General features: G+C 70.6%; 18 protein-coding genes. 5 read left to right on the top strand and 13 right to left on the bottom strand.

The window, feature by feature from the left end:
• Nucleotides 1-333: 333 nt before the first annotated feature.
• From ACFQS1_RS01925 to ACFQS1_RS01970, 10 genes are all read right to left on the bottom strand, one after another.
• Nucleotides 334-1,584, bottom strand: coding sequence for an MFS transporter (locus ACFQS1_RS01925; RefSeq protein WP_378964126.1), 1,251 nt, complete (start codon nucleotides 1,582-1,584; stop codon nucleotides 334-336).
• A gap of 80 nt (nucleotides 1,585-1,664) precedes the next feature.
• Nucleotides 1,665-3,212, bottom strand: a complete 1,548-nt coding sequence (locus ACFQS1_RS01930; protein WP_378964127.1) for a serine/threonine-protein kinase — start codon at nucleotides 3,210-3,212, stop codon at nucleotides 1,665-1,667.
• 52 nt (nucleotides 3,213-3,264) lie between these two features.
• Nucleotides 3,265-4,806 (bottom strand): glycoside hydrolase family 13 protein, encoded by a 1,542-nt coding sequence (locus ACFQS1_RS01935; protein WP_378964128.1) that lies wholly within the window; start codon nucleotides 4,804-4,806, stop codon nucleotides 3,265-3,267.
• 301 nt (nucleotides 4,807-5,107) lie between these two features.
• Nucleotides 5,108-6,055 carry an aldo/keto reductase gene (locus ACFQS1_RS01940; RefSeq protein ID WP_378964129.1) on the bottom strand — a complete coding sequence of 316 codons (948 nt, stop codon included), beginning with the start codon at nucleotides 6,053-6,055 and terminating at the stop codon, nucleotides 5,108-5,110.
• A 61-nt stretch (nucleotides 6,056-6,116) separates the two neighbouring features.
• Nucleotides 6,117-7,166: an NAD-dependent epimerase/dehydratase family protein gene (locus ACFQS1_RS01945; protein ID WP_378964130.1), complete on the bottom strand. Its 1,050-nt coding sequence runs from the start codon at nucleotides 7,164-7,166 to the stop codon at nucleotides 6,117-6,119.
• Nucleotides 7,163-7,519 (bottom strand): tautomerase family protein, encoded by a 357-nt coding sequence (locus tag ACFQS1_RS01950; RefSeq protein WP_378964131.1) that lies wholly within the window; start codon nucleotides 7,517-7,519, stop codon nucleotides 7,163-7,165. The genes ACFQS1_RS01945 and ACFQS1_RS01950 overlap by 4 nt, the downstream gene beginning before the upstream one ends.
• A 17-nt stretch (nucleotides 7,520-7,536) precedes the next feature.
• Nucleotides 7,537-8,325 (bottom strand): carbohydrate ABC transporter permease, encoded by a 789-nt coding sequence (locus ACFQS1_RS01955; protein ID WP_378964132.1) that lies wholly within the window; start codon nucleotides 8,323-8,325, stop codon nucleotides 7,537-7,539.
• Nucleotides 8,325-9,269: a carbohydrate ABC transporter permease gene (locus ACFQS1_RS01960; RefSeq protein WP_378964134.1), complete on the bottom strand. Its 945-nt coding sequence runs from the start codon at nucleotides 9,267-9,269 to the stop codon at nucleotides 8,325-8,327. The genes ACFQS1_RS01955 and ACFQS1_RS01960 overlap by 1 nt, the downstream gene beginning before the upstream one ends.
• Nucleotides 9,266-10,618, bottom strand: coding sequence for an ABC transporter substrate-binding protein (locus ACFQS1_RS01965; protein ID WP_378964135.1), 1,353 nt, complete (start codon nucleotides 10,616-10,618; stop codon nucleotides 9,266-9,268). The genes ACFQS1_RS01960 and ACFQS1_RS01965 overlap by 4 nt, the downstream gene beginning before the upstream one ends.
• A gap of 133 nt (nucleotides 10,619-10,751) precedes the next feature.
• On the bottom strand, nucleotides 10,752-11,774 hold the full coding sequence (locus tag ACFQS1_RS01970) for a LacI family DNA-binding transcriptional regulator (RefSeq protein ID WP_378964136.1): 1,023 nt from the start codon (nucleotides 11,772-11,774) through the stop codon (nucleotides 10,752-10,754).
• Nucleotides 11,775-11,883: 109 nt separating this feature from the next.
• Between ACFQS1_RS01970 and ACFQS1_RS01975 the strand changes: the two genes are divergently transcribed.
• Nucleotides 11,884-13,155 carry an endo-1,4-beta-xylanase gene (locus ACFQS1_RS01975; RefSeq protein WP_378964137.1) on the top strand — a complete coding sequence of 424 codons (1,272 nt, stop codon included), beginning with the start codon at nucleotides 11,884-11,886 and terminating at the stop codon, nucleotides 13,153-13,155.
• On the opposite strand, the gene ACFQS1_RS01980 is transcribed toward ACFQS1_RS01975, so the two are convergent.
• Complete coding sequence (locus tag ACFQS1_RS01980; RefSeq protein WP_378964138.1) at nucleotides 13,134-13,625, bottom strand: MarR family winged helix-turn-helix transcriptional regulator; 492 nt, start codon at nucleotides 13,623-13,625, stop codon at nucleotides 13,134-13,136. The two genes, ACFQS1_RS01975 and ACFQS1_RS01980, sit on opposite strands and share 22 nt — an antisense overlap.
• Before the next feature lie 91 nt (nucleotides 13,626-13,716).
• On the opposite strand from ACFQS1_RS01980, the gene ACFQS1_RS01985 reads away from it, so the two are divergent.
• A complete protein-coding gene (locus ACFQS1_RS01985; RefSeq protein WP_378964139.1) occupies nucleotides 13,717-14,292 on the top strand; it encodes an NADPH-dependent F420 reductase in 576 nt (191 codons plus the stop codon).
• Nucleotides 14,293-14,426: 134 nt separating this feature from the next.
• Here ACFQS1_RS01985 and ACFQS1_RS01990 read toward each other — a convergent pair whose 3' ends face one another.
• Nucleotides 14,427-15,293, bottom strand: coding sequence for a DUF6929 family protein (locus ACFQS1_RS01990; protein WP_378964141.1), 867 nt, complete (start codon nucleotides 15,291-15,293; stop codon nucleotides 14,427-14,429).
• 471 nt (nucleotides 15,294-15,764) lie between these two features.
• On the opposite strand from ACFQS1_RS01990, the gene ACFQS1_RS01995 reads away from it, so the two are divergent.
• From ACFQS1_RS01995 to ACFQS1_RS02005, 3 genes are all read left to right on the top strand, one after another.
• Entirely contained in the window at nucleotides 15,765-16,163 is a 399-nt protein-coding gene (locus ACFQS1_RS01995; protein ID WP_378964142.1) for an RDD family protein, read from the top strand.
• Between the two features lie 7 nt (nucleotides 16,164-16,170).
• Entirely contained in the window at nucleotides 16,171-16,845 is a 675-nt protein-coding gene (locus tag ACFQS1_RS02000) for a hypothetical protein (RefSeq protein WP_378964143.1), read from the top strand.
• 370 nt (nucleotides 16,846-17,215) lie between these two features.
• Nucleotides 17,216-17,920 carry a hypothetical protein gene (locus ACFQS1_RS02005; RefSeq protein ID WP_378964144.1) on the top strand — a complete coding sequence of 235 codons (705 nt, stop codon included), beginning with the start codon at nucleotides 17,216-17,218 and terminating at the stop codon, nucleotides 17,918-17,920.
• Nucleotides 17,921-17,923: 3 nt separating this feature from the next.
• Here the strand turns inward: ACFQS1_RS02005 and ACFQS1_RS02010 are convergent, their stop codons facing one another.
• Entirely contained in the window at nucleotides 17,924-18,631 is a 708-nt protein-coding gene (locus tag ACFQS1_RS02010) for a class I SAM-dependent methyltransferase (protein WP_378964145.1), read from the bottom strand.
• Between the last annotated feature and the right edge of the window lie 4 nt (nucleotides 18,632-18,635).

Consider the following 18,635-nt stretch of genomic DNA (forward strand, 5'->3'; position numbering starts at 1 on the left):
ACCCGTCGAGCCTGCTCGCCTCGAGCGGCCGACCTGACCCGTTTCGGCTGCTCGGCGTGGGGCGGCCGAGCTGACGCGATCGGTCCGCGCAGCGTTGGCGGCTCACCCGACGCGCTTGGCCCGCTCAGCGCGGCGGGCCATTCGGCGCCCCTTGGTTGCTCAGGGAGGCGGGCCTGTCGGCGCCCTTGGTTGCTCAGCCGGGGCGGGCCTGTCGGCGCCCTTGGTTGCTCAGCCGGGGCGGGCCTGTCGGCGCCCTTGGTTGCTCAGCCGGGGCGGGCCTGTCGGCGCCCTTGGTTGCTCAGCCGGGGCGGGCTCGTCGGCGCCCTTGGTTGCTCAGCGTGGGGCGGTCGCCGGGGGCAGGATCGCTGGGGTGGTGGGGAGGCGGCGCAGGGCGCGTACCACCGGGACGGTGGCGAGCAGGCCGATCACCGGGATGAGGAACGCGGTGCGCAGGCCGATCGGCTCGGACAGGGCGCCCAGCAGCACCGCGCCGAGGAGCGCGCCGCCGTAGTTGAAGAGGTTGACCCGTGCGATCACCTCGTCGCTGTGGCCCGGTGTGGCCTCGCCCGCCGCGCTGAACGCCAGCGGGACCAGGATGCCGACGCCGATGCCGGCGAGCGCGAAACCGATGATGGCGGGCACGACCGCGGGGACGGCGACGACGATGCCGCAGCCGACCGCGCAGATCAGGAGGCTGCCGGCGGCGGCCGCGCCGCGCCCGGCGCGTGGCACGACATGGTCGCCGACCAGGCGCGAAATCAAAACGGCCGCCTGGTAGGCGGCGTAGCCGAGCGGCACCACAGCCGCCGAGGCGAGCAACGAGTCGTCGAGATAGACGGAACTCCAGGTCGACACGGCCGAGTCGGCCAGGAAAGCGGTGAAGATGAACGCGCCGCACACCAGGACGACGTGCCGGGTGCTGTCCCGCCGGCTGCCCTCGTGCCCGGTGCCCTCGTGCCCTGTGTTCTCGTGCCCGGTGCCCCCGTGCCGGGTGCTGCCGACGAGGTCGGGCATGACGGTTTTCGCGGGTTCGAGCGACGAGAACCCCAGCACCACGACCCCGGCGGCAAGGACGGCGGCGGCGCCAACGGCGAGCGCCGCTCCCCCGCCCGAGGCGGCGAAGCCGGACATGAGCAGGGCGGCGGTGATGGCGGCGGCGGTGTAGGCGGCGAACAAGCGGCTCATGACGCTGCGCCCGAGGCGCGCCTGCACCAGAACCCCCTGCATGCTCAGGCTGGCGTCGACGGCGCCGAGGCCGATCCCGTACGCGATGAGAATGACCGTGAAAATTGGGGTCGGCGTCGGAAAGGTCGTCAATCCGAGGCCGGCCGCCACCGCGAGCAGGCCGCCGCTCAGCGCGTAACGGCTTCCCCAGCGCGCCGCGGCCTTGTCCGCGAGGATCGAGCCGCCCGCCGCTGCCACGCAGACCAGCAGCAGGATGACGGAGACGAAACCGTCGTCGATCCCCTGCCGCTCCTTGAACGCAGGCAGGGCGGTCACCACCGCCGCGTAGCCGAAGCCCTGGGCGGCGTACCCGGCCCCGATCCAGCCGGCCCGGCGCCCGCCGCTCACCTCTGTCCGCATCAACGGATCATCGTCGGAACCGGCCGTGCGGAACAGACCCCGCACCGCACGCGTTTGCGGAAAACTTTCGCGTGCCGGCCTCAGTCCGGCCCGCGGTCGACCAGGCTGAAGGTGGACAGCGGCCGGGCGTCGCCGACCTCCTGGACGAAGACGGCGCGCCGGGTCGGGCTGTACTGGACGAAACCGTACGCCTCATTGGTCATCCAGTAGGTCGGGCGGCCCTTGTCGTCCGTGCCGTTCGCGGCGCTCAGCGAGAAGACGGTCGCGGCGGTCGGCTCGCAGTCGGCCGGGGCGAGCGACGCGGGGCCGTCCGGGACGATCTTCACACCGAGGCAGGTCTCCGCCGCCGACGCGGTGTCCCGCAGGGTCCTGATCAGATAGTCGACGCCGTACGGGACCAGCACGAACAGCGACTTCGCCCCGGTGCCGTCGCCGGCGACGACCTGGTTGTCGTGCAGGTCGAGGGCTAGATCGCGATCCGCCTCGGCCAGGTGGATCAGCGTGCGGTGCTTGCCGCGGAGGATCGCGGCGTGGGTGTCGACCGGCGAGGGGGTGGGCCGCGAGGCGGGCCCGCCCGACGGGGCGGCTGCCGGGGGCTCGGGCTTGTCCGCCGCGGAGAGCTCGTGCGCGGCGACCAGGCCGGCACCGGCCAGCGCCGCCAGGGCAAGCCCGACGATCGCCGCCGTGCGAAGACGGCGGCCGCGCCGGCCGGGCGGGAGCGTATCCGGCGGGACCGGGCCCGAGGGAGCGACACCGGCGGCGGACGGCACGGGCGGGGCTGCGGACGGCGAAGCCGGGGAGGCGGACGTCGGGGCGGCGACCAGCAGGTCGAGCAGTTGGCGGGCCGTGGGGCGGTCCTGCGGCTCCTTGGCGAGCGCCCACTCCACCGCGTCGTGCAGCGCGGGCGGGAGGCCGGTGAGGTCGGGCGGCTGGGTGAGGATCCGCACGGCGGTGGCGGTGGCGGAATCCGCGTCGAACGGGGTGCGGCCGGTCGCCGCGTACGCGACGACGGCGCCCCAGGCGAAGATGTCCGCCGCCGCGGTGGTCGGACGGCCGCCCGGCGCGGGATCGAACCGCTCGGGCGCCATGTAGGCGACCGTGCCGACCATCTGGTCGGTGCGTGTGTGGCGGCTGGTCGCCTCGAAGGCGCGGGCGATGCCGAAGTCGATGACCTTGGTGCCGCCCGGCGCGAGCAGCACGTTCCCGGGTTTGAGGTCGCGGTGGATCACCCCGGCGCCGTGGATGGCGGTGAGCGCGGTGGCGATGCCGATCGCGAGCCCGTGCAGGCCGGAGCCGGTGAGCGGTCCGTCCTCGCGGACCTTCGTGGCGAGGCTCGGGCCGTCGACGTACTCGACCACCAGGTACGGCGGCTGGTGATCGGGGTCGGCGTCGAGCACCTCGGCGGTGGAGAACGGCGGGACCTGCCGCGCGCGATTGACCTCGCCGCGGAACCGGGCGCGGAACTCGGCGTCGCCGGTGAAGTCGATCCGGACCGTCTTGATCGCGACCGGCCGCCCCTGCGGCGACCGGCCCAGGTAGACCGTGCCCATGCCGCCCTCGCCGAGCCGTCCTACCAGGTCGTACCGGCCGATCCGGGTGCCGTCCCCCGGCCGGAGTGGCGTCGCCATCCGGTCCCCCTCCATCGACGCTCGTAGCGCGACGTAACCATAGAGGAGGGCGTCAACGCAGCCAGGCGGCGGCCTCCCCGGGCAGGGCGCCATCGGCGCCGATCGGCGCGCTCGCGAGGAGCAGCTCGCCGGGCGGCAGCGGGACCGGATCCGGGCCGGTGTTGACCACGCAGACGACCTGGCCCGGCGTACGGCGGAAGCAGAGAACCGAGGCGTCGCCGGCGTCCAGCCACTCCAGGCCGCCGTCGCCGCCGAGGTGTTCGCGGCGCAGGGCCAGCGCCGACCGGTAGAGCGAAAGCATGGAGGCGGGGTTTTGCTGCTCGGCCTCGACAGTTTCCGCGGCCCATTGCGCGGGCTGCGGCAGCCAGGGTGGCTCGGTGGCGCCCGGTGGGCTGAACCCGAACGGCGGGGCCGTGCCCGACCAGGGCAGCGGCACCCGGCAGCCGTCGCGGCCGCGGTCCGCGCCGCCCGTACGCAGGAAAGTGGGGTCCTGCCGCATCGCGTCGGGAATGTCGAAGACCTCCTCGAGTCCCAGCTCCTCGCCCTGATAGAGGTAGACGCCGCCGGGCAGCGCCAGCATCATCAGCGCGGCGGCGCGCGCCCGTCGCCGGCCGGTCTCGCCGCCGCCGTACCGGCTCACGTGGCGGATCACGTCGTGGTTGGAGAGGACCCAGGTGGCCGGCGCCCCGAACGGCGCGAGGCCGGCGATCGTGTCGTCGATCGCCCTGCGGAACGCCGCCGGGTCCCAGGGCGCGACCAGGAACGCGAAATTGAACGCGGTGTGCAGCTCGTCGGGACGCAAGTAGAGCCCGAGCCGCGCGAAATCGTAGACCCAGGCTTCCGCAACGGTGACCCGGTCGCCCGGGTACTCGTCGATGATCCGGCGCCAGCCCCGCCAGATCTCGTGCACCTCGTCCTGGTCCCAGAACGGATGGCCGGGCTGCGCGACGTGGACCGGCAGCGCGGGGTCGAGATTGTCGGGCAGTTCCCGCAGGGACGGGTCTTTCCGCAGGCCGTGGGCGACATCGATGCGGAACCCGTCGACGCCACGGTCGAGCCAGAACCGCAGGATGCTCTCGAACTCGGCGACCACCTCGGAATTCGTCCAGTCGAGGTCGGGCTGCTCGGTGTCGAACAGGTGCAGGTACCACTGGCCGTCGGCGACCTGCGTCCAGGCCGGGCCGCCGAAGACCGACTGCCAGCCGTTGGGCTTCTCGCGAAAGATGTAGCGGGCGCGAGCCTCGGGGTCGCCGGCCAGCGCGCGCTGGAACCAGGGGTGCTTCGACGAGGTGTGGTTGGGCACGAGGTCGACCATGACCCGCAGGCCCAGCCGGTGCGCGTCGGCGATCAGACGGTCCGCGTCGGCGAGGGTGCCGAAGAGCGGGTCGACGTCGCGGTAGTCGGCCACGTCGTAGCCGGCGTCGGCCTGCGGGGACGGGTAGAACGGATTCAGCCAGATGGCGTCCACGCCGAGCTCGGAAAGATACGGCAAGTGCTCGATCACGCCGGGCAGGTCGCCGATGCCGTCGCCGTCGGAGTCCGCGAAACTGCGCGGATAGACCTGATAGATCACCGCGTCCCGCCACCAGGCCACCGGCTCGGCTCCCTTCGACGTGCGCGGAAAGCTTCCTCGCGCCGTGGAAACTCAGCATGTCACTTCGCCGGGCGGCCCGAGCGCGAACCGTGGCGCGTGCCACGCACGGCGAACCGCACCCGCCGGGCGGGGCGGGACGCGCGGGCCGGAGCGAGACCCGGCGCCGCCGGCCGGAGCAGGGTCGGCACCGCCGGACTTGGCGGGAGCGTGCAAGCCTCGTGAGCCGCGCCGGGCCCGAGGCGCCGGCCGGGTCCGGCGCCTCGGGTGCGTCCCGTCTGGCGGATCGGGATGCGGTGGTGGATCAGTCCGGCGGATCGAGCCAGAGCCGCGGGCCGGGCGCCAGCGAGTCCAGCTCGGCCCAGAGGGCGTCCGGGATCGCGGTCCCGGCAAGGGCGACCGTGTCGGCGACCCGCTCCGGCGACGAGACGCCGACCACCGTGGAGTGCACGAACGGGGCACGCAGCGAGAACTGCAGCGCCGCGGCGGCGAGCGGCACCCCGGCCCGGGTCGCCGCGTCCCGCATGGCGACCGCGGCCGCGGCGATCGTGTCGTCGCGCCGGCCGTAGGCGTACTTCTGCTGTTTCTCCGGGCCTTTCGCCAGCATGCCGCCGCCGTACGGCGCGGCGTTGAGCACGCCGATGTCGCGGGCGTACGCGTCCCGGAAAAGTTTCTCGGCCGAGCGGTCGAGCAGCGTGTACCGGTTGTGCGTGAGCACCACCTCGAAGACGCCGATGTCCAGGTACTGCCGCATCAGCTCGACCGGGCCGCCGGCCACGCCGAGGTGCTCGGCGAGCCCCTCGCGCTTGAGCTCGGCCAGGGTCTCTACCGGACCACCCGGCGCGGTGCCTTCCGCGAAACTTATCCGCTCGGGATCGTGCAGGTGGAGCAACTGGACCCGGTCGAGGCCGAGCCGTTCGAGGCTCTCCTCGAGCGAGCGCCGCACCCGCTTGCCCGAGAAGTCGCCGGAGTGCGGGTCGGGGTCCACTTTCGTGGCCAGCACGACACCGGGCGGCAGGCCACCGCGCCCGCGCAGGGCCAGGCCGATCCGGCGCTCGGCCGAGCCGTCGGCGCCGTAGCCGTTCGACGTGTCGATGAAGTTGATCGCGTCGCCGGCGAGCACCGCGTCGACCGTTTCCACCGCCCGGCGCTCGCTCACCTCGTACCCGTAGAGGCCGGGCATGCTCGCGAGCGGGCTCGTGCCCACGCAGAGAGGCGTCACCCGGAGTCCGGTGCTCCCGAGCTCGATCATCCCGGCGCCCCCGAGGTCCGGACGATTCCCCGGGCGGCATGGCCGGTGCTCCCCCACCCGATCATGCCGGCGCCCCCTTGGCCACGAAGATTTCCCGGGCGGCGTGGTAGGCGTCCACGATCCGGGTCAGCACGGCGTCGTCGCCGGCATCGCCCCGGGTGCTCTCCGGGTGATTCTCGCGCCAGGCGACCATCCGGGCCGCGGCCCGGTGAAAAGTCAGCCGCGGCGCGAAACCCGGCACGAAAGTCCGGATTTTCGTGTTGTCGAAGACGGCGCTGTGCCCGAGGTCGCCGACCATCTCGCCGGACCAGAACCAGTTCGGCGCCACCAGCGGAAACATTTCCGACGCGACGTGCACGAGGCGGGCCTCGACGCCGAGCGCGGTCGCCATGATCGTGTAGATCTGGTCCCAGGTGTAGACGTCGGGACCGGTGATGGTGAAGGTCTCCCCCAGGGTCCGCGGGTTGCCGAGCAGGCCGACGAGGCCCTGCGCGAAGTCCTCGGCGTGGGTGAGCGTCCACAGTGACGTCCCGTCGCCGTGCACCGGGATCTCGGCGCCCCGGACCATCCGGTCGACGACGGTCCAGCCGCCGGGCAGCGGCGGGTTCGCGTCGTCATAGGTGTGCGACGGGCGCACGATCGTGACCGGAAAGCCGTTCTCCGCGTACGCGTCCAGCAGGGCCCGTTCCGCGCGCCACTTCGCCGTCGCGTACGGGAGCGGGGGGTTCGGCCCGGTCGGCGTGGACTCGTCGATGGGCACCTGGCGCACCGGCTTGGCGTAGATGGAAGCCGAGCTGATGTGCACGTACTGGCCGGTGCGAGGCCCGAACAGAGCGGCCTTCCGGAGCGCGTCGTTTTCGTCGTACGAAAGAAAGTTGACCACAGCATCGAAGGTGCGATCGCCGATCGCGGTGGCCAGCGCGGTTTCGTCGGCGACGTCGGCGACGAGCGTCTGCACCTCGCCGGGCAGCGCGCGTTCCTGCCGGTTGCGGCCGCGGTTGACGACGGTGACGCGCATGCCCGCGGCGGCCGAGAGCCGCACGCACGAGGCGCTGATGGTCCCCGTGCCGCCGAGGTAGAGCACGTCGAGCGGGGCGGTGTCGGCGCTCATTTCCCGGCGAACCAATCCTCGAAGCCGTTCTCGGTCAGGCTGATCAGCACGTCCTGCGGGCGGATGCCGAGCGGCTCGAGCCGGCGGATCACCGCCTCGAAGAACTGCCGCTTGGTGCTCACCGGGTACATGTGCACCGCGATCACCCGGATCACCAGCAGGTTCCGGCGGTCCACGCCGTTGTAGCCGGGGTCGAACTTGAGCTCGCCGGGGCCGTGCGGCTGGAAGATCTGGAACCGGTCGTCGGCGGGGATGCCGAGCGCCTCGATCTGCGCGTCGTGGATCGCGGTCCCGATCTCCTCGTGGAGTTTCTCGAAAGTTTCCCGGTCGAGATGGACGTGGATGAGCGGCACGGATGTCACCTGTACTTTCACTTGATGGCGCCGGCCGAGAGGCCGCGCTCGAAGAGGCGCTGGAGGCTGAGGTACGCGACGATCTCGGGGATCGCGGTGATGACGGCGGAGGCGAGGATCTTCGTCTGGTCGTTGCTGAATTCCCCCACGAAGAACTGGGGAACCAGGGTGATGGTCTGCAGGCTCGGGGATTGCAGGAACACCAGCGGCATGAGGTAGTCGTTCCACGCCGCCACCAGCGTGAAGATCAGCACCGCGGCGGCGATCGGCCGGGTCAGCGGGATGACCAGGTAGCGGAAGCCGCGGAACGAGTTCGCGCCGTCGACCCGGGCCGCCTCGAACAGCTCGTCCGGCAGGCTGTTGATGAAGTTGCGGGTGAGCAGCACGGCGAACGGCACCTGCAGCGCCGCGAGCGGCAGGATCACCGCCCAGTAGGTGTCGTAGAGCCCGAGTTTCGTGTCGGTCGCGAAAAGCGGCGCCAGCAGGACCACCTCGGGCAAGGTCAGGCAGGCCAGGAGCAGCCAGAAATAGACCTCGCGGAAGCGGATGTGCAGTTTCGCGAAACCGAACGCCGCCATCATCGTCACGGCGTAGACCAGCACGATGACCGCGGCCGCGATGATCACGCTGTTTACGAAGAAGCGGGCGAAGCCGGGCACACCGAGGACCGCCCGAAAGTTTCCGACGCCCTCGCCGGCGAGGGCGCCCTTGACCATCACGATCAGCGGGAACAGGTACGGCACCACGAGGGCGGTGGCCACGATCTGCAGCACGATGCGGCCGGCGCGGGAGCGGATCTCGAACATCAGCGCCGCCCCGCATCCCGCTCGCGCCCGGCGAGTTGCAGAACGAGGGCCATGAGCAGTGCCACCACCAGCAGGATGATGGAGAGCGCGGCCCCGTACCCGACGTGCGCGAGCGGGATGGTCTGCCGATAGATGTAGGTGCCGAGGAACTCGGTGGCGTAATTGGGCCCGCCGATCGTGACCAGGTACGGCACGTCGAACGTCTTCAGCGCGCCGATCGCGCCGAGGATGGCGAGCGCGACCGTGGTGCCGCGCAGCTCCGGCCAGATGATGCTGCGCAGCGCGCGCAAGTTTCCGGCGCCGTCCATCCGGGCGGCCTCGAGGATCGACGGGTCGACCTGTGTCATCGCCGCGTAGTAGAGGACGAACGTGACGCCGGTCCACTGCCAGATCGTGATGAACATGATCACCGGCAGCGCGGTGCTGGTCTGGCCGATCCAGGGCTGGGCCAGCGCGCCGAGCCCGATGTGCGAAAGCACCGCGTTGAGTTCGCCGTCGGGGGCGAACATGTGCCGGAAGACCGGCGCCATGATGGCCGGCGCGAGCACGACCGGGATGAACACGATCACCTTGTAGAGGCCGGCCAGCCGCAGCCGGGAGTGCGCCATGACTGCGAACGCCAGACCGAGCAGCGTCTGGATCGCGAAAGTCACCACGAAGAAGACCACGGTGTGCCGCACCGCGGCCCAGAAGACCGGGTCGTGCACGATCCGCGTGTAGTTCCGGGCGCCGACGCTCTCCGGGCCGGGGCTGATGCCGTCCCAGTTCAGCGTGGAGATGTAGCCGGTGTAGCCGATGCCGTAATAGATCAGCCCGACGCTCAGCACCAGCGCGGGGAGGATCCAGGGCAGGCCCGGCGGCCGGCGGGGGCCGCGGCGCCCCGGCCGGCCGGCGCCGCTCACCGCGGCTCGCCCGGGGCGCGTCAGCGTGGACGACGCGGTCACTTGAAGGTCACTCCCGCGGCCTCGGCGGCCTGCTGGAGGGTCTTGGCCGCGTCGGCGGGGGTCGCCTTGCCGGTCGCGACCGAGGTGGCCGCGGCCAGGATGCCGGTCTGCACGTCGGCGTTGAGCAGCGCCTCACGCGGTTCCGTGACGTCGCCGGCCTTCTCGATCAGCTGCTCCACCGGTTGCTTCTGCGCGGCCGGGTCGACCAGCTCGATACTGCCGAAGTCGGGCTCGACGCCCTTGAGCGCGGGCAGGTCGTTCAACTGGTTCGCGATCGCCTGCTGGCCCTCGGCGGAGGTGGCCATCCACTTCACGAAAGTTTCCGCGGCCGCCCGCGATTTCGCCTTGGTCGAGATCGCCAGGCCGAAGTCGGCGTCGCCGTACATCTCGCTGGTGTTGCCGGCGCCGGCGACGTCCGGGAAGGCGATCGGCAGAATCGGGAAAGGTTTCGCGCCGCTGACCCCGGCCGCGCCGAGCGCGGCGGTCATCGCCTTCTTCGTGGCGTACTGGGTGTACCAGGTGCCCATCATGACCATGCCGTACTTGCCGGTGAGGAAGTCGTTGTTGGCGTCCGGGTACTGCTGGTAGCCGACCGCGCCGGGCTGCATGATCCCCTTGTCGAAGAGCTGCTTCCAGATCTCGAAGGTCTTCACGATGCCGGGATCGGTCCACTTGGCGTCGCCGGTGGAAACTTTCGTCCAGAGTCCGGGCTGCACCGAGTTGGCGATGGACTGCAGCGTGTCCTGGTCGAAGCCCTCCTGCGCGGCGCCCTGCACGAAGCAGCCGACCTTGTTCTGCTTGAGGACGTCGCAGACGTGCTCCCACTCGGCGAGCGTGGTGGGCGGCTGCAGCGCGTACTTCTTGAAGATGTCGCCGTTGATCCACAGCATGCCGGCGTAGACCGAGCCCACCGAGAGCGCGGTGAGCTTGCCGTCGGCGGAGAGCCCGCTGATGCCGATCGGCGCGACCTTGGACTTCCAGTCGGCGCCGAGCGCGTCCTCGGCCAGTTTCGTCTGGTCGACCGCGAAGGACTTGAACTGCGACACGTACGCCCCGGGCTGCATGTCGAACACGTCGGGGCCGTTGCCGGAGGCGAGCGCGGGACGCAGCGCGGCCACCCAGTCGGAGATGCTGACCAGCTTGAAGTTGACCTTGATGTCCGGATACTTCTGGTTGAACGCGGCGATGTAGGTGTCGGCCGTCGCGTTGTCGGTCGGCGTCCAGCCCCACCAGTTCACGGTGCCGGAGGTCGCGCTCCCGGCGTCGGCGGAGTTGTCGGATCCGCCACCGCAAGCGGTGAGGGCGGAAATGGCCAAAGTCGCGGCGGCGAGGACGGGCAGAAGGCGCATGGGACCCTCTCCACTTCTCATGGAGCTTGCGGGCGTCGGGAAAGTAAGAGGGCGGTCCGGACCAGTGGCCGGGACCGCCCTGGCTGTTGCCCGAGGCTAGGCCGCACGAAACTTGCGCGTCAATGTTTCTTGTTCAGTTGGAAACTTTCGTTGGGACGGTCGTGCTCGCCCGGACCACCAGCGTGGTCTCGATGTCGGTCCGGCTGGAGCTCAGCTCGGGTTCCTCGCCGAGCCGCTGGATCAGGTGCACAGCGTCCTGAGCCATCCTCGCCAGCGGGACGTGCACCGTGGTCAGCGGCGGCCCGGCCCACTGCGCGATCCGGAGGTCGTCGTAGCCCACCACGGACAGCTCGTCGGGGATGCCGATGCCCAGCGAGCGGGCCGCCTCGTAGACGCCCAGCGCGTACAGATCGGAGGAGGCGAAGATCGCGGTGGGCCGGTCCGGGCGTGACAACAGCGCGAGGCCCTCGGCCAGGCCGTCGGCATGGTGGAACTGGCCCGGCCGGATGAGCGAGGGCTCGATCGGGATGCCCGCCGCCTCGAGCGCCGCGGTGTACCCGGACTGGCGGGCGGTCGAGGCCATCATGTCGGCTGGGCCGGTGATGATCCCGATCCGGCGGTGCCCCAGGTCGATCAGGTGGCGGGTGGCCAGGTAGCCGCCCTTCCAGTCGGCGGAGCCGATCGACGGGATGTCGGGCGCCGGGGTGCCGGCGGGGTCGATGGCCACGATCCGGATGTTGCGCGAGCGCAACATCTTCCGGTCGGCCTCGGACAGCCGGCAGGCGATGAGGACAACGCCGACGGGCTGCCGGCCCACCACGTCGTCGACCCACCCCGGATGCGGCCGGTTGTCGGCGTTCGAGCCGGTCAGCACCATACCGAAGCCGCTCTGCCGGGCGGCCTGCTCGATGTGTGCCACCACCTCGCTGCCGAACGGGCTGTCGATCTCGTAGCAGAGCACCTCGATCAGGCGCGCGCTCTGCTGCTTCCGGGCCGGTTGCTGGTACCCCAGCCGCTGGACCACGGCCTCGATCTGGGCCCGCAGCTCGTCCGAGACGCCGGGCCTGCCATTGAGAACCTTGGACACTGTGGGCACGGTGGTGCTGGCTTGCTTGGCGATTTCGGCCTGCGTGACGGCGCGGGGTTTGCCGGGCATGTGCATCGAGCCTGTCTGTGCGATTCCGCGCCGTTGACGGCGTTGAGCGGACCTACCTATGCTGCGATTTTCCACGACACTTTCGCAATCTCTAGAGAAAGTTTCCATGATGTCGACTCTCGATCATCGCTACGGCGAGGTAACGCTCACCGTGCTCGGACCCGACCGCCGTCCGGTCGCCGACCGTCTCCTGACGGTCGCCCAGCAACGGCACGCGTTCGCCTTCGGCAACATCGGCTTCGATTTCGTTCCGCTCGTCGGCGGGCCCGATCCGGAAGTTATAGACGACGTGGAGAGCTTCGGCGGAGTTATCCACAGGGGGCCGGGGCTCGACGTCCTCGCGGGGCTGTGGACGAACCTCTTCAACACCGCGACTTTGCCCTTCTATTGGGGCAGATATGAGCCGCTACCGGGCAAGACGGACGCCGTCCGGCTCGAGAAAGTGGCACGCTGGTTCGCCGATCAGGGCGTCACGGTCAAGGGTCACCCGCTCTTGTGGCACACGGTGCAGCCGTCCTGGCTGCTCGGGATGGAGCTGGACGAGGTCGAGCGCCGGGTCCGGGACAGGATCCGCGAGGTGGTGGGTCGGTTCGCCGGATTGATCGACACCTGGGACGCGATCAACGAGGCCGTGATCATGCCGGTCTTCGCGAACGGCGAGAACGCCATCACCCCGCTGGCTCGCGACCGCGGTCGCATCGCGATGGTGCGGATGGCGTTCGAGGAGGCGCGCGCCGCCAACCCGTCGGCCACGCTCGTCCTCAACGACTTCGACCTGAGCTCGGCGTACGAGTGCTTGATCGAAGGTGTTCTCGAGGCCGGTATCGAGGTCGATGCGATCGGCTTGCAGACCCATATGCACCAGGGTTATCGGGGCGAGGATTACACCCAGGGGGTGCTCGACCGGTTCGCCCGCTTCGGCCTGCCGCTGTACATGACCGAGACGAGCCTGGTCTCCGGCCACCTGATGCCGAAGGAGATCGTCGACCTCAACGACTACCAGATCTCGTCCTGGCCGAGCACGCCGGTCGGCGAGGCCCGCCAGGCCTACGAGATCGTCCGGCACTACCGCACACTGGTCGAGCACCCGGCCGTGCAGGGCATCAACTACTGGGGGCTGACCGACGAAGGCGCCTGGCTCGGCGCGCCGATCGGGCTGGTGCGGGCGGACGGCTCGCGAAAGCCGTCGTACGATGCGCTCGAATCGCTCATCAAGGACGAGTGGTGGCTGTCACCGACCGAGATGCGCACCGACGCGGACGGAAAGTTGACGGTGCGCGGGTTCCTCGGCGACTACGAAATTTCCGGCGCTCCCTTCTCGATCAGCGCCGGCGGGCCCCGGCACGCGGAGGTGACCCTTCAGCGGTCGTACCTCTCGTAGATCGCCGAGCGGGCGCCGTCCGGGTCGAGGCGGTGCAGGACGGCGTCGGCGATGGCCGCCAGCTGGACCACCTGCTCACGGGTGAGCGCATCGATCACGTACTCGCGAACGGTCGCGACGTGGCCCGGCGCGCTTTCCTCGACCTTTTCCCAGCCGGCCGCGGTGAGGCGGGCGTTCGTCGCTCGCCGGTCCTCCGGGCAGGGGAACCGCTCGAGCAGGCCGCGCTGCTCGAGGCGCTGCACGACGTGCGAGAGCCGGGCAAGTGTCGCGGTGGTGCGCTCGGCCAGGGCGGTCATCCGGAGCGTGCGCTGCGGGGCCTCGGAGAGCATCGCGAGCACGTAGTAGTCGAAGTGCGTGAGTTGGGCGTCGCGCCGTAGCTGGGCGTCCAGCGCGGCGGGCAACAGCTCCAGCACCGCGGCCAGCCGCACCCAGGCCGCCATCTCCCCCGTGTCGAGCCATCGCGTATCCACGATCACATTCTGACAGGCGCATTGGTTGTTGCTACAACTACGTCGTCGTGCGATAGTTGTTTCTACAACCAATTGTCTCCAGGAGGTCATCGTGGCGAAGATCAGCATCATCGGCAGCGGAAACATGGGCCAGGCGATCGCGGGCATCGCGGCCAAGGGCGGCAACGAGGTCGAGCTGCTCAACACCTCGCACGCCGGCCAGGCCGTCACCGGCGACATCGTGGTGCTCGCCGTGCCGTACCCGTCGGTCGCGACCGTTCTTGCCCAGCGCGGTGACCAGCTCGCCGGCAAGGTCGTGGTGGACATCACCAACCCGATCGACTTCGCCACCTTCGACGGCCTCACCGTGCCGGCCGACAGCTCGGCGGCCGCCGAGATCGCCGCGGCGCTGCCGGACGCGCGGGTCCTGAAGGCCTTCAACACCAACTTCGGCGGCACCCTCGCCTCCGGCAGCATCGGCGCCGAGACCACCACCGTTCTGATCGCCGGCGACGACGCGAACGCCAAGGCATTGCTCTCCGGCGTGGTCGCCGCTGCCGGCCTCAAGGCCATCGACGCCGGGTCGCTCAAGCGGGCGCGTGAGCTGGAGGCGCTCGCCTTCCTGCAGATCACGCTGGCCGCCGGCGAGAAAATTTCGTGGACCGGCGGCTTCGCCGTCACGGCCTGACGACCGCAGCGGCCGCGGACCCTTGCGGCTCTGCCGGAGTCGGGGCCGGAACGAGGTCCTGACTCCGGCGCGGGCGCTGACTCCGGCGCGGGCGCTGACTCCGGCGCGGGCGCTGACTCCGGCGCGGGCGCTGCTTAGTAAGTGACCTTGAGCGTCAACTGCTGGGAGGGCGCGGCCGGGTCATCCGCGTCGACCACCGCCAGCAGCGTCGTCCCGGCGAAAGTCAGGCCCTCCACCTTGGCACTCAGCAGACCCCTGTCCCGTACGCCTTCGTCGTCCAGCAGCAACAGGGCCGCTCCCGCGAGGGGGCCGTCGTCGATCGCGTTGGACGTGTCCTCGGCGACCGCGCTGACCAGCACCAGCCCGTCGCCGGCCGGGACCGCGTCAGTGACCCCGAGCGCCACCCCGCCGACGTCCCCGAGCGCGTAGCGGCGGACATTCGCGATCGTCACCTTTCGGTCCCGGCCCTCGAAAGTTGCCAGCAATGTTTCCAGGTCGATGTCCACCGACACCGTCGGCGCTCCGGCCGCCCGGTTGGCCCGCTGGAACCACCGCAGCCGGTCCCCGAGCACGCACGCGCCCTCGAGGTTGAGCTGATCCGTCAGGCCCATGGCCGCCGCGACGTCGCGATAGACCCGCGAGAGGTTCGCGCCGGTGAAGCCTGGCTCTCCGTCGGCGTCGAGCCGCACCAGCGAGCCCCGCATCCGGGCCGGCGACGAGCCCGAGCCGAGCAGCAGCGCCGCGTCCCCGATCGGGCAGGCCGCCTCGAAATCGGGTTTGAGGTGCTTGGTCCCCGCCGCCTCGCCGAACAGGTCGAGGCCCTCGACGGCGTCGGTCACCCGCACCGGCGTGATTCCGGACGGCCGCACCCAGGCGGCATGGGTCGCGTCGTCCTGAACGACAAGCCAGCCGTCCCCGAACGACACGATCGCCGACGCGGCCCGCACCGGTGACCCGTCGGCGAACGAGAGCGCGCGTGTCCCCTCGACAACCACCTTCACGACACCCAGGATCCGCCATCGGCGCGCATGCCGGAACCTTGGAAACTTTCGTCGTGGGACGAGCCGCTTGGCCGGGCGGCTCGCACCGGCCGACGATCTGCCCACGAAATCGCCGGCCCCCGAACGTGAAAGCAGAATCCCGCGGTCGTCGGCGAAGCGACCGCGGCAGTAGCGGCGATCGTTTCGTCGATGAGCTTGTGGACATCCGGCCCCGCAGCGACCGGCGATTGCCCGTGCCCTCGGCGAGCGACCACCGCGCCAATGGACCGACCGGACACATTGAACGGCCGAGCGGCGGATATCGCGCATCCAAGATCTGGATCAGCGTGATTCCACATTCTTCCTTTCACGAGGGCGCTCGATCACATGACAGAACCGCACGAGGGCGAAACGTATCGGCCCGCATACCCCTATGCGCAACCCTATTACCCACCGGCCGGTCAGGCGATTCAGCCCTATCGTGGGGCGCCGATGCCTTATTCGCCGACGGCTCCACCCATTCCGGTTAATCCTTACGGGTTCATTCTGGTCTCGGCGGGCGGCCGGCTCGGTGCGCGCCTGCTCGACGGCCTGCTCTTCGTGGTCACCCTCGGCATCGGCTGGCTGATCTGGTCCTGCGTCACCTGGGCGAACGGCCAGACACCCGCGAAGAGCCTGCTCGGCCACGTGATCGCCGACGTGCACACCGGCGAGGCGTTCGGATGGGGCCGCACGGCGTTTCGCGAAATTTTCCTCGACGGCCTGCTCGCCTGGCTGCTCGACGCCGTGACGTGCGGAATCTACTTCTGGGTCGACGCCTTCATGGTCTTCGGCGACCGGCAGCGCACCCTGCACGACCGCATGGCGGGCTCGATCGTCCGGCACGTGTGAGCCACTCATGCCCTTGAAGGACCGCAAAATCAACGGCAACCCCGGTTCCCGTACGCCGCCGGCAGAGCACGCCGCGGCCGCGGCGGACGCGGCGTCCTGGATGCAGGTGGCCCTGGGCGCGATCGGCGTCGTGGTCGCCATCGTGGCCGCGGTGTTCGCTTATTTCGCCTGGATACAACCGCACTCCTCCGAGGAGACTGGGCGCCCGCCGGCCGCCGCGAACACGGCCGCCGCGGACACAGCCGGCGCGAACACGGGCGACGCGATCGGCGACGCCGGTTCCGGCGGGCCGGCCGCGGCGGGTGGAGAACGCGTCCCTTTGTCGCAGCTCCGGCCGGTCGCCGGGGCGGCGTACATTCACGCGGGTGCCGGAAACCTCACGATGCCGTGTGCCAGCGGCCAATCGTCCGATCGGCAGCGCACGGTCGAATACGACCTGCTGAACCGATACACGAGCCTGGCGACGAATCTGACCGTCTCGAAAGCGCCCGACGCCGACAGCCGCGTACAGATAAAGATCTTCTCGGACGGCCGGGAAGTGGCGAACCGTACCCTGAAAAGGGGACCTCAGGATCGGCTGTACGTACCCTTCGAGGGCGTCGAGAAGATGCGAATCCAGCTTATCTGCGAATCACCCGAAAGTGAGCTCACTCTCGGAAATCCCAGCCTCGTCCATTCCTAGGCGAATCCACAAGGGAGCGACTCAGGTGTCGAATCCTCCAGGCCCTTTCCCACCGCATTCCCAGGCGTCGGCACACGCTTCCGCCGCCGTTCCCGGACGCCCGCCCGCGTCGCCGACGCAAGCCACCCCGGCGGTGCCCGGACGCCCGCCCGCATCGCCGACGCAAGCCGTCCCCGCCGTGCCCGGACGCCCGCCCGCGTCGCCGGCCGGCCCTGCGGCACAGACCACACAGGCCATCCCCGCCGCGCCCGGACGCCCACCCGCTCCGCCGGCCAGCCCGCCGACACAGGCCACGCAGGCCGTTCCCGCCGGACCCTCGCCGGCAATACCGGCGGCCACGCCTCGGAGCGGCCTCCAGATCGCCACGCTGGTGGTCGCGGTGATCGCCCTGGTCTTCGGACTCTCCGGCGCTGCCCTCGCGGCCCTCGCCCTTGGCCGCAGCGACCAGGCCGTCACGCTGGCCGCGAGCGCCGGCGGCGCGCCGGCTCCCGCGGCCATGAACTCGGTCGCGACCCCGACCCCCGACGATCCCGCCGGCACGCCGGCCGGGGACCCGTCCGCCGCCGAAACCACCGACCCGGCGGCCGATCCGGCGACCGGCCAGGCGGCCGATCCGGCGACGTCGGCCTCCCCGGGCGACATCAGCCCGACCGCGAAGTTCGAGGTCGCGTACGAGGGCGAGAAGCTCAAGATCCGCTCGGAGGGGTGCAGGTGGCCGGACAACTACGCTCTTGTTGATCTCGACGAACCCCGCGTCGGGGCGGTCGCCGAGACCGGCGAGTTCGGCTACGCGGGCTGCGACCCCGGCAAGATCGATACAAAACTGCCGTTCGCCGTCGTCCCCGGCGCGAGCGCGACGCCGGCCGACTGCCTGGAAACTATCCGGACGGATCCGGGACGATCGCCGATCGCACCTACCCGCGGCATGACACTGTGCTTCCTCACCTCGCAGGACGCCGCGGCGACGCAAGGCATCAGCCAGAAGCTGGCGTTCGTCACCATCGACGCGATCACGGTCGACAACAACACCGGCGTGCTGAATGTCAGCGCGAAGGCGTGGAACGTCCCCCAGTAGTCGTCAGCGCCGCCGGGCGACCAGGATGATCTCGGGCGACTCGGCGGCCAGCGGAGCGCGCTCCCAGTCGCCGTATCGGTGCGTGACGGTGAAGCCCGCGTCGTCGAGCGAGTCGACCAGCGCCGGCCCGGCGCGGAAGGCGAGGATGTCGCGGTCCGCGGTCTCCGCGCCGGTGCGCTGGTCACGGGTACGGGTGTCGTAGGCGACCAGCGGCAGCGACACCCACGCGGTCTCGTGCCAGAACTCGACCGGGCCGACGAGACGCAGCGTCTGCTCGCGTGTCCAGCGCTCCCAGGCGCGGGCGGCCGGATTGCGGGACTCGAAGGCCAGCACCCCGCCGGGGACGAGCGCCCGGTGCAGGTCGGCCAGGGTGCGGGCCCATTCGGCGTCATCGCGGAAAACTTGCGCCGCGTGGCCGGTCATGACGGCGAGATCCGCCGAGCCGGTGTCGGCTCGGTCGCTGAACCCGAGCCGCCAGTCGACCGGCGAGGCGCCGGGTTGTTCGCGGGCGACGGCGAGCATCGAGGCGTCGGGGTCGATCCCCACGGCGCTGCGGCCCGCCGCCGCCAAGGCCCGCGTCAGTGTCCCGGTGCCGCATCCGAGGTCGAGCACCCGCGTCGCTCCGGTCTCGGCGGCGAGCGCCAAGTAGAAGAGATGGTCGTCGCGGCCCGGGTTCAGCTCGTCATAGGAGGCAGCGAAATCCAGCGGCATCCGT

The sequence above is a fragment of the Paractinoplanes rhizophilus genome (genome assembly GCF_042664765.1).
GTDB classification, from domain to species: domain Bacteria; phylum Actinomycetota; class Actinomycetes; order Mycobacteriales; family Micromonosporaceae; genus Actinoplanes; species Actinoplanes rhizophilus.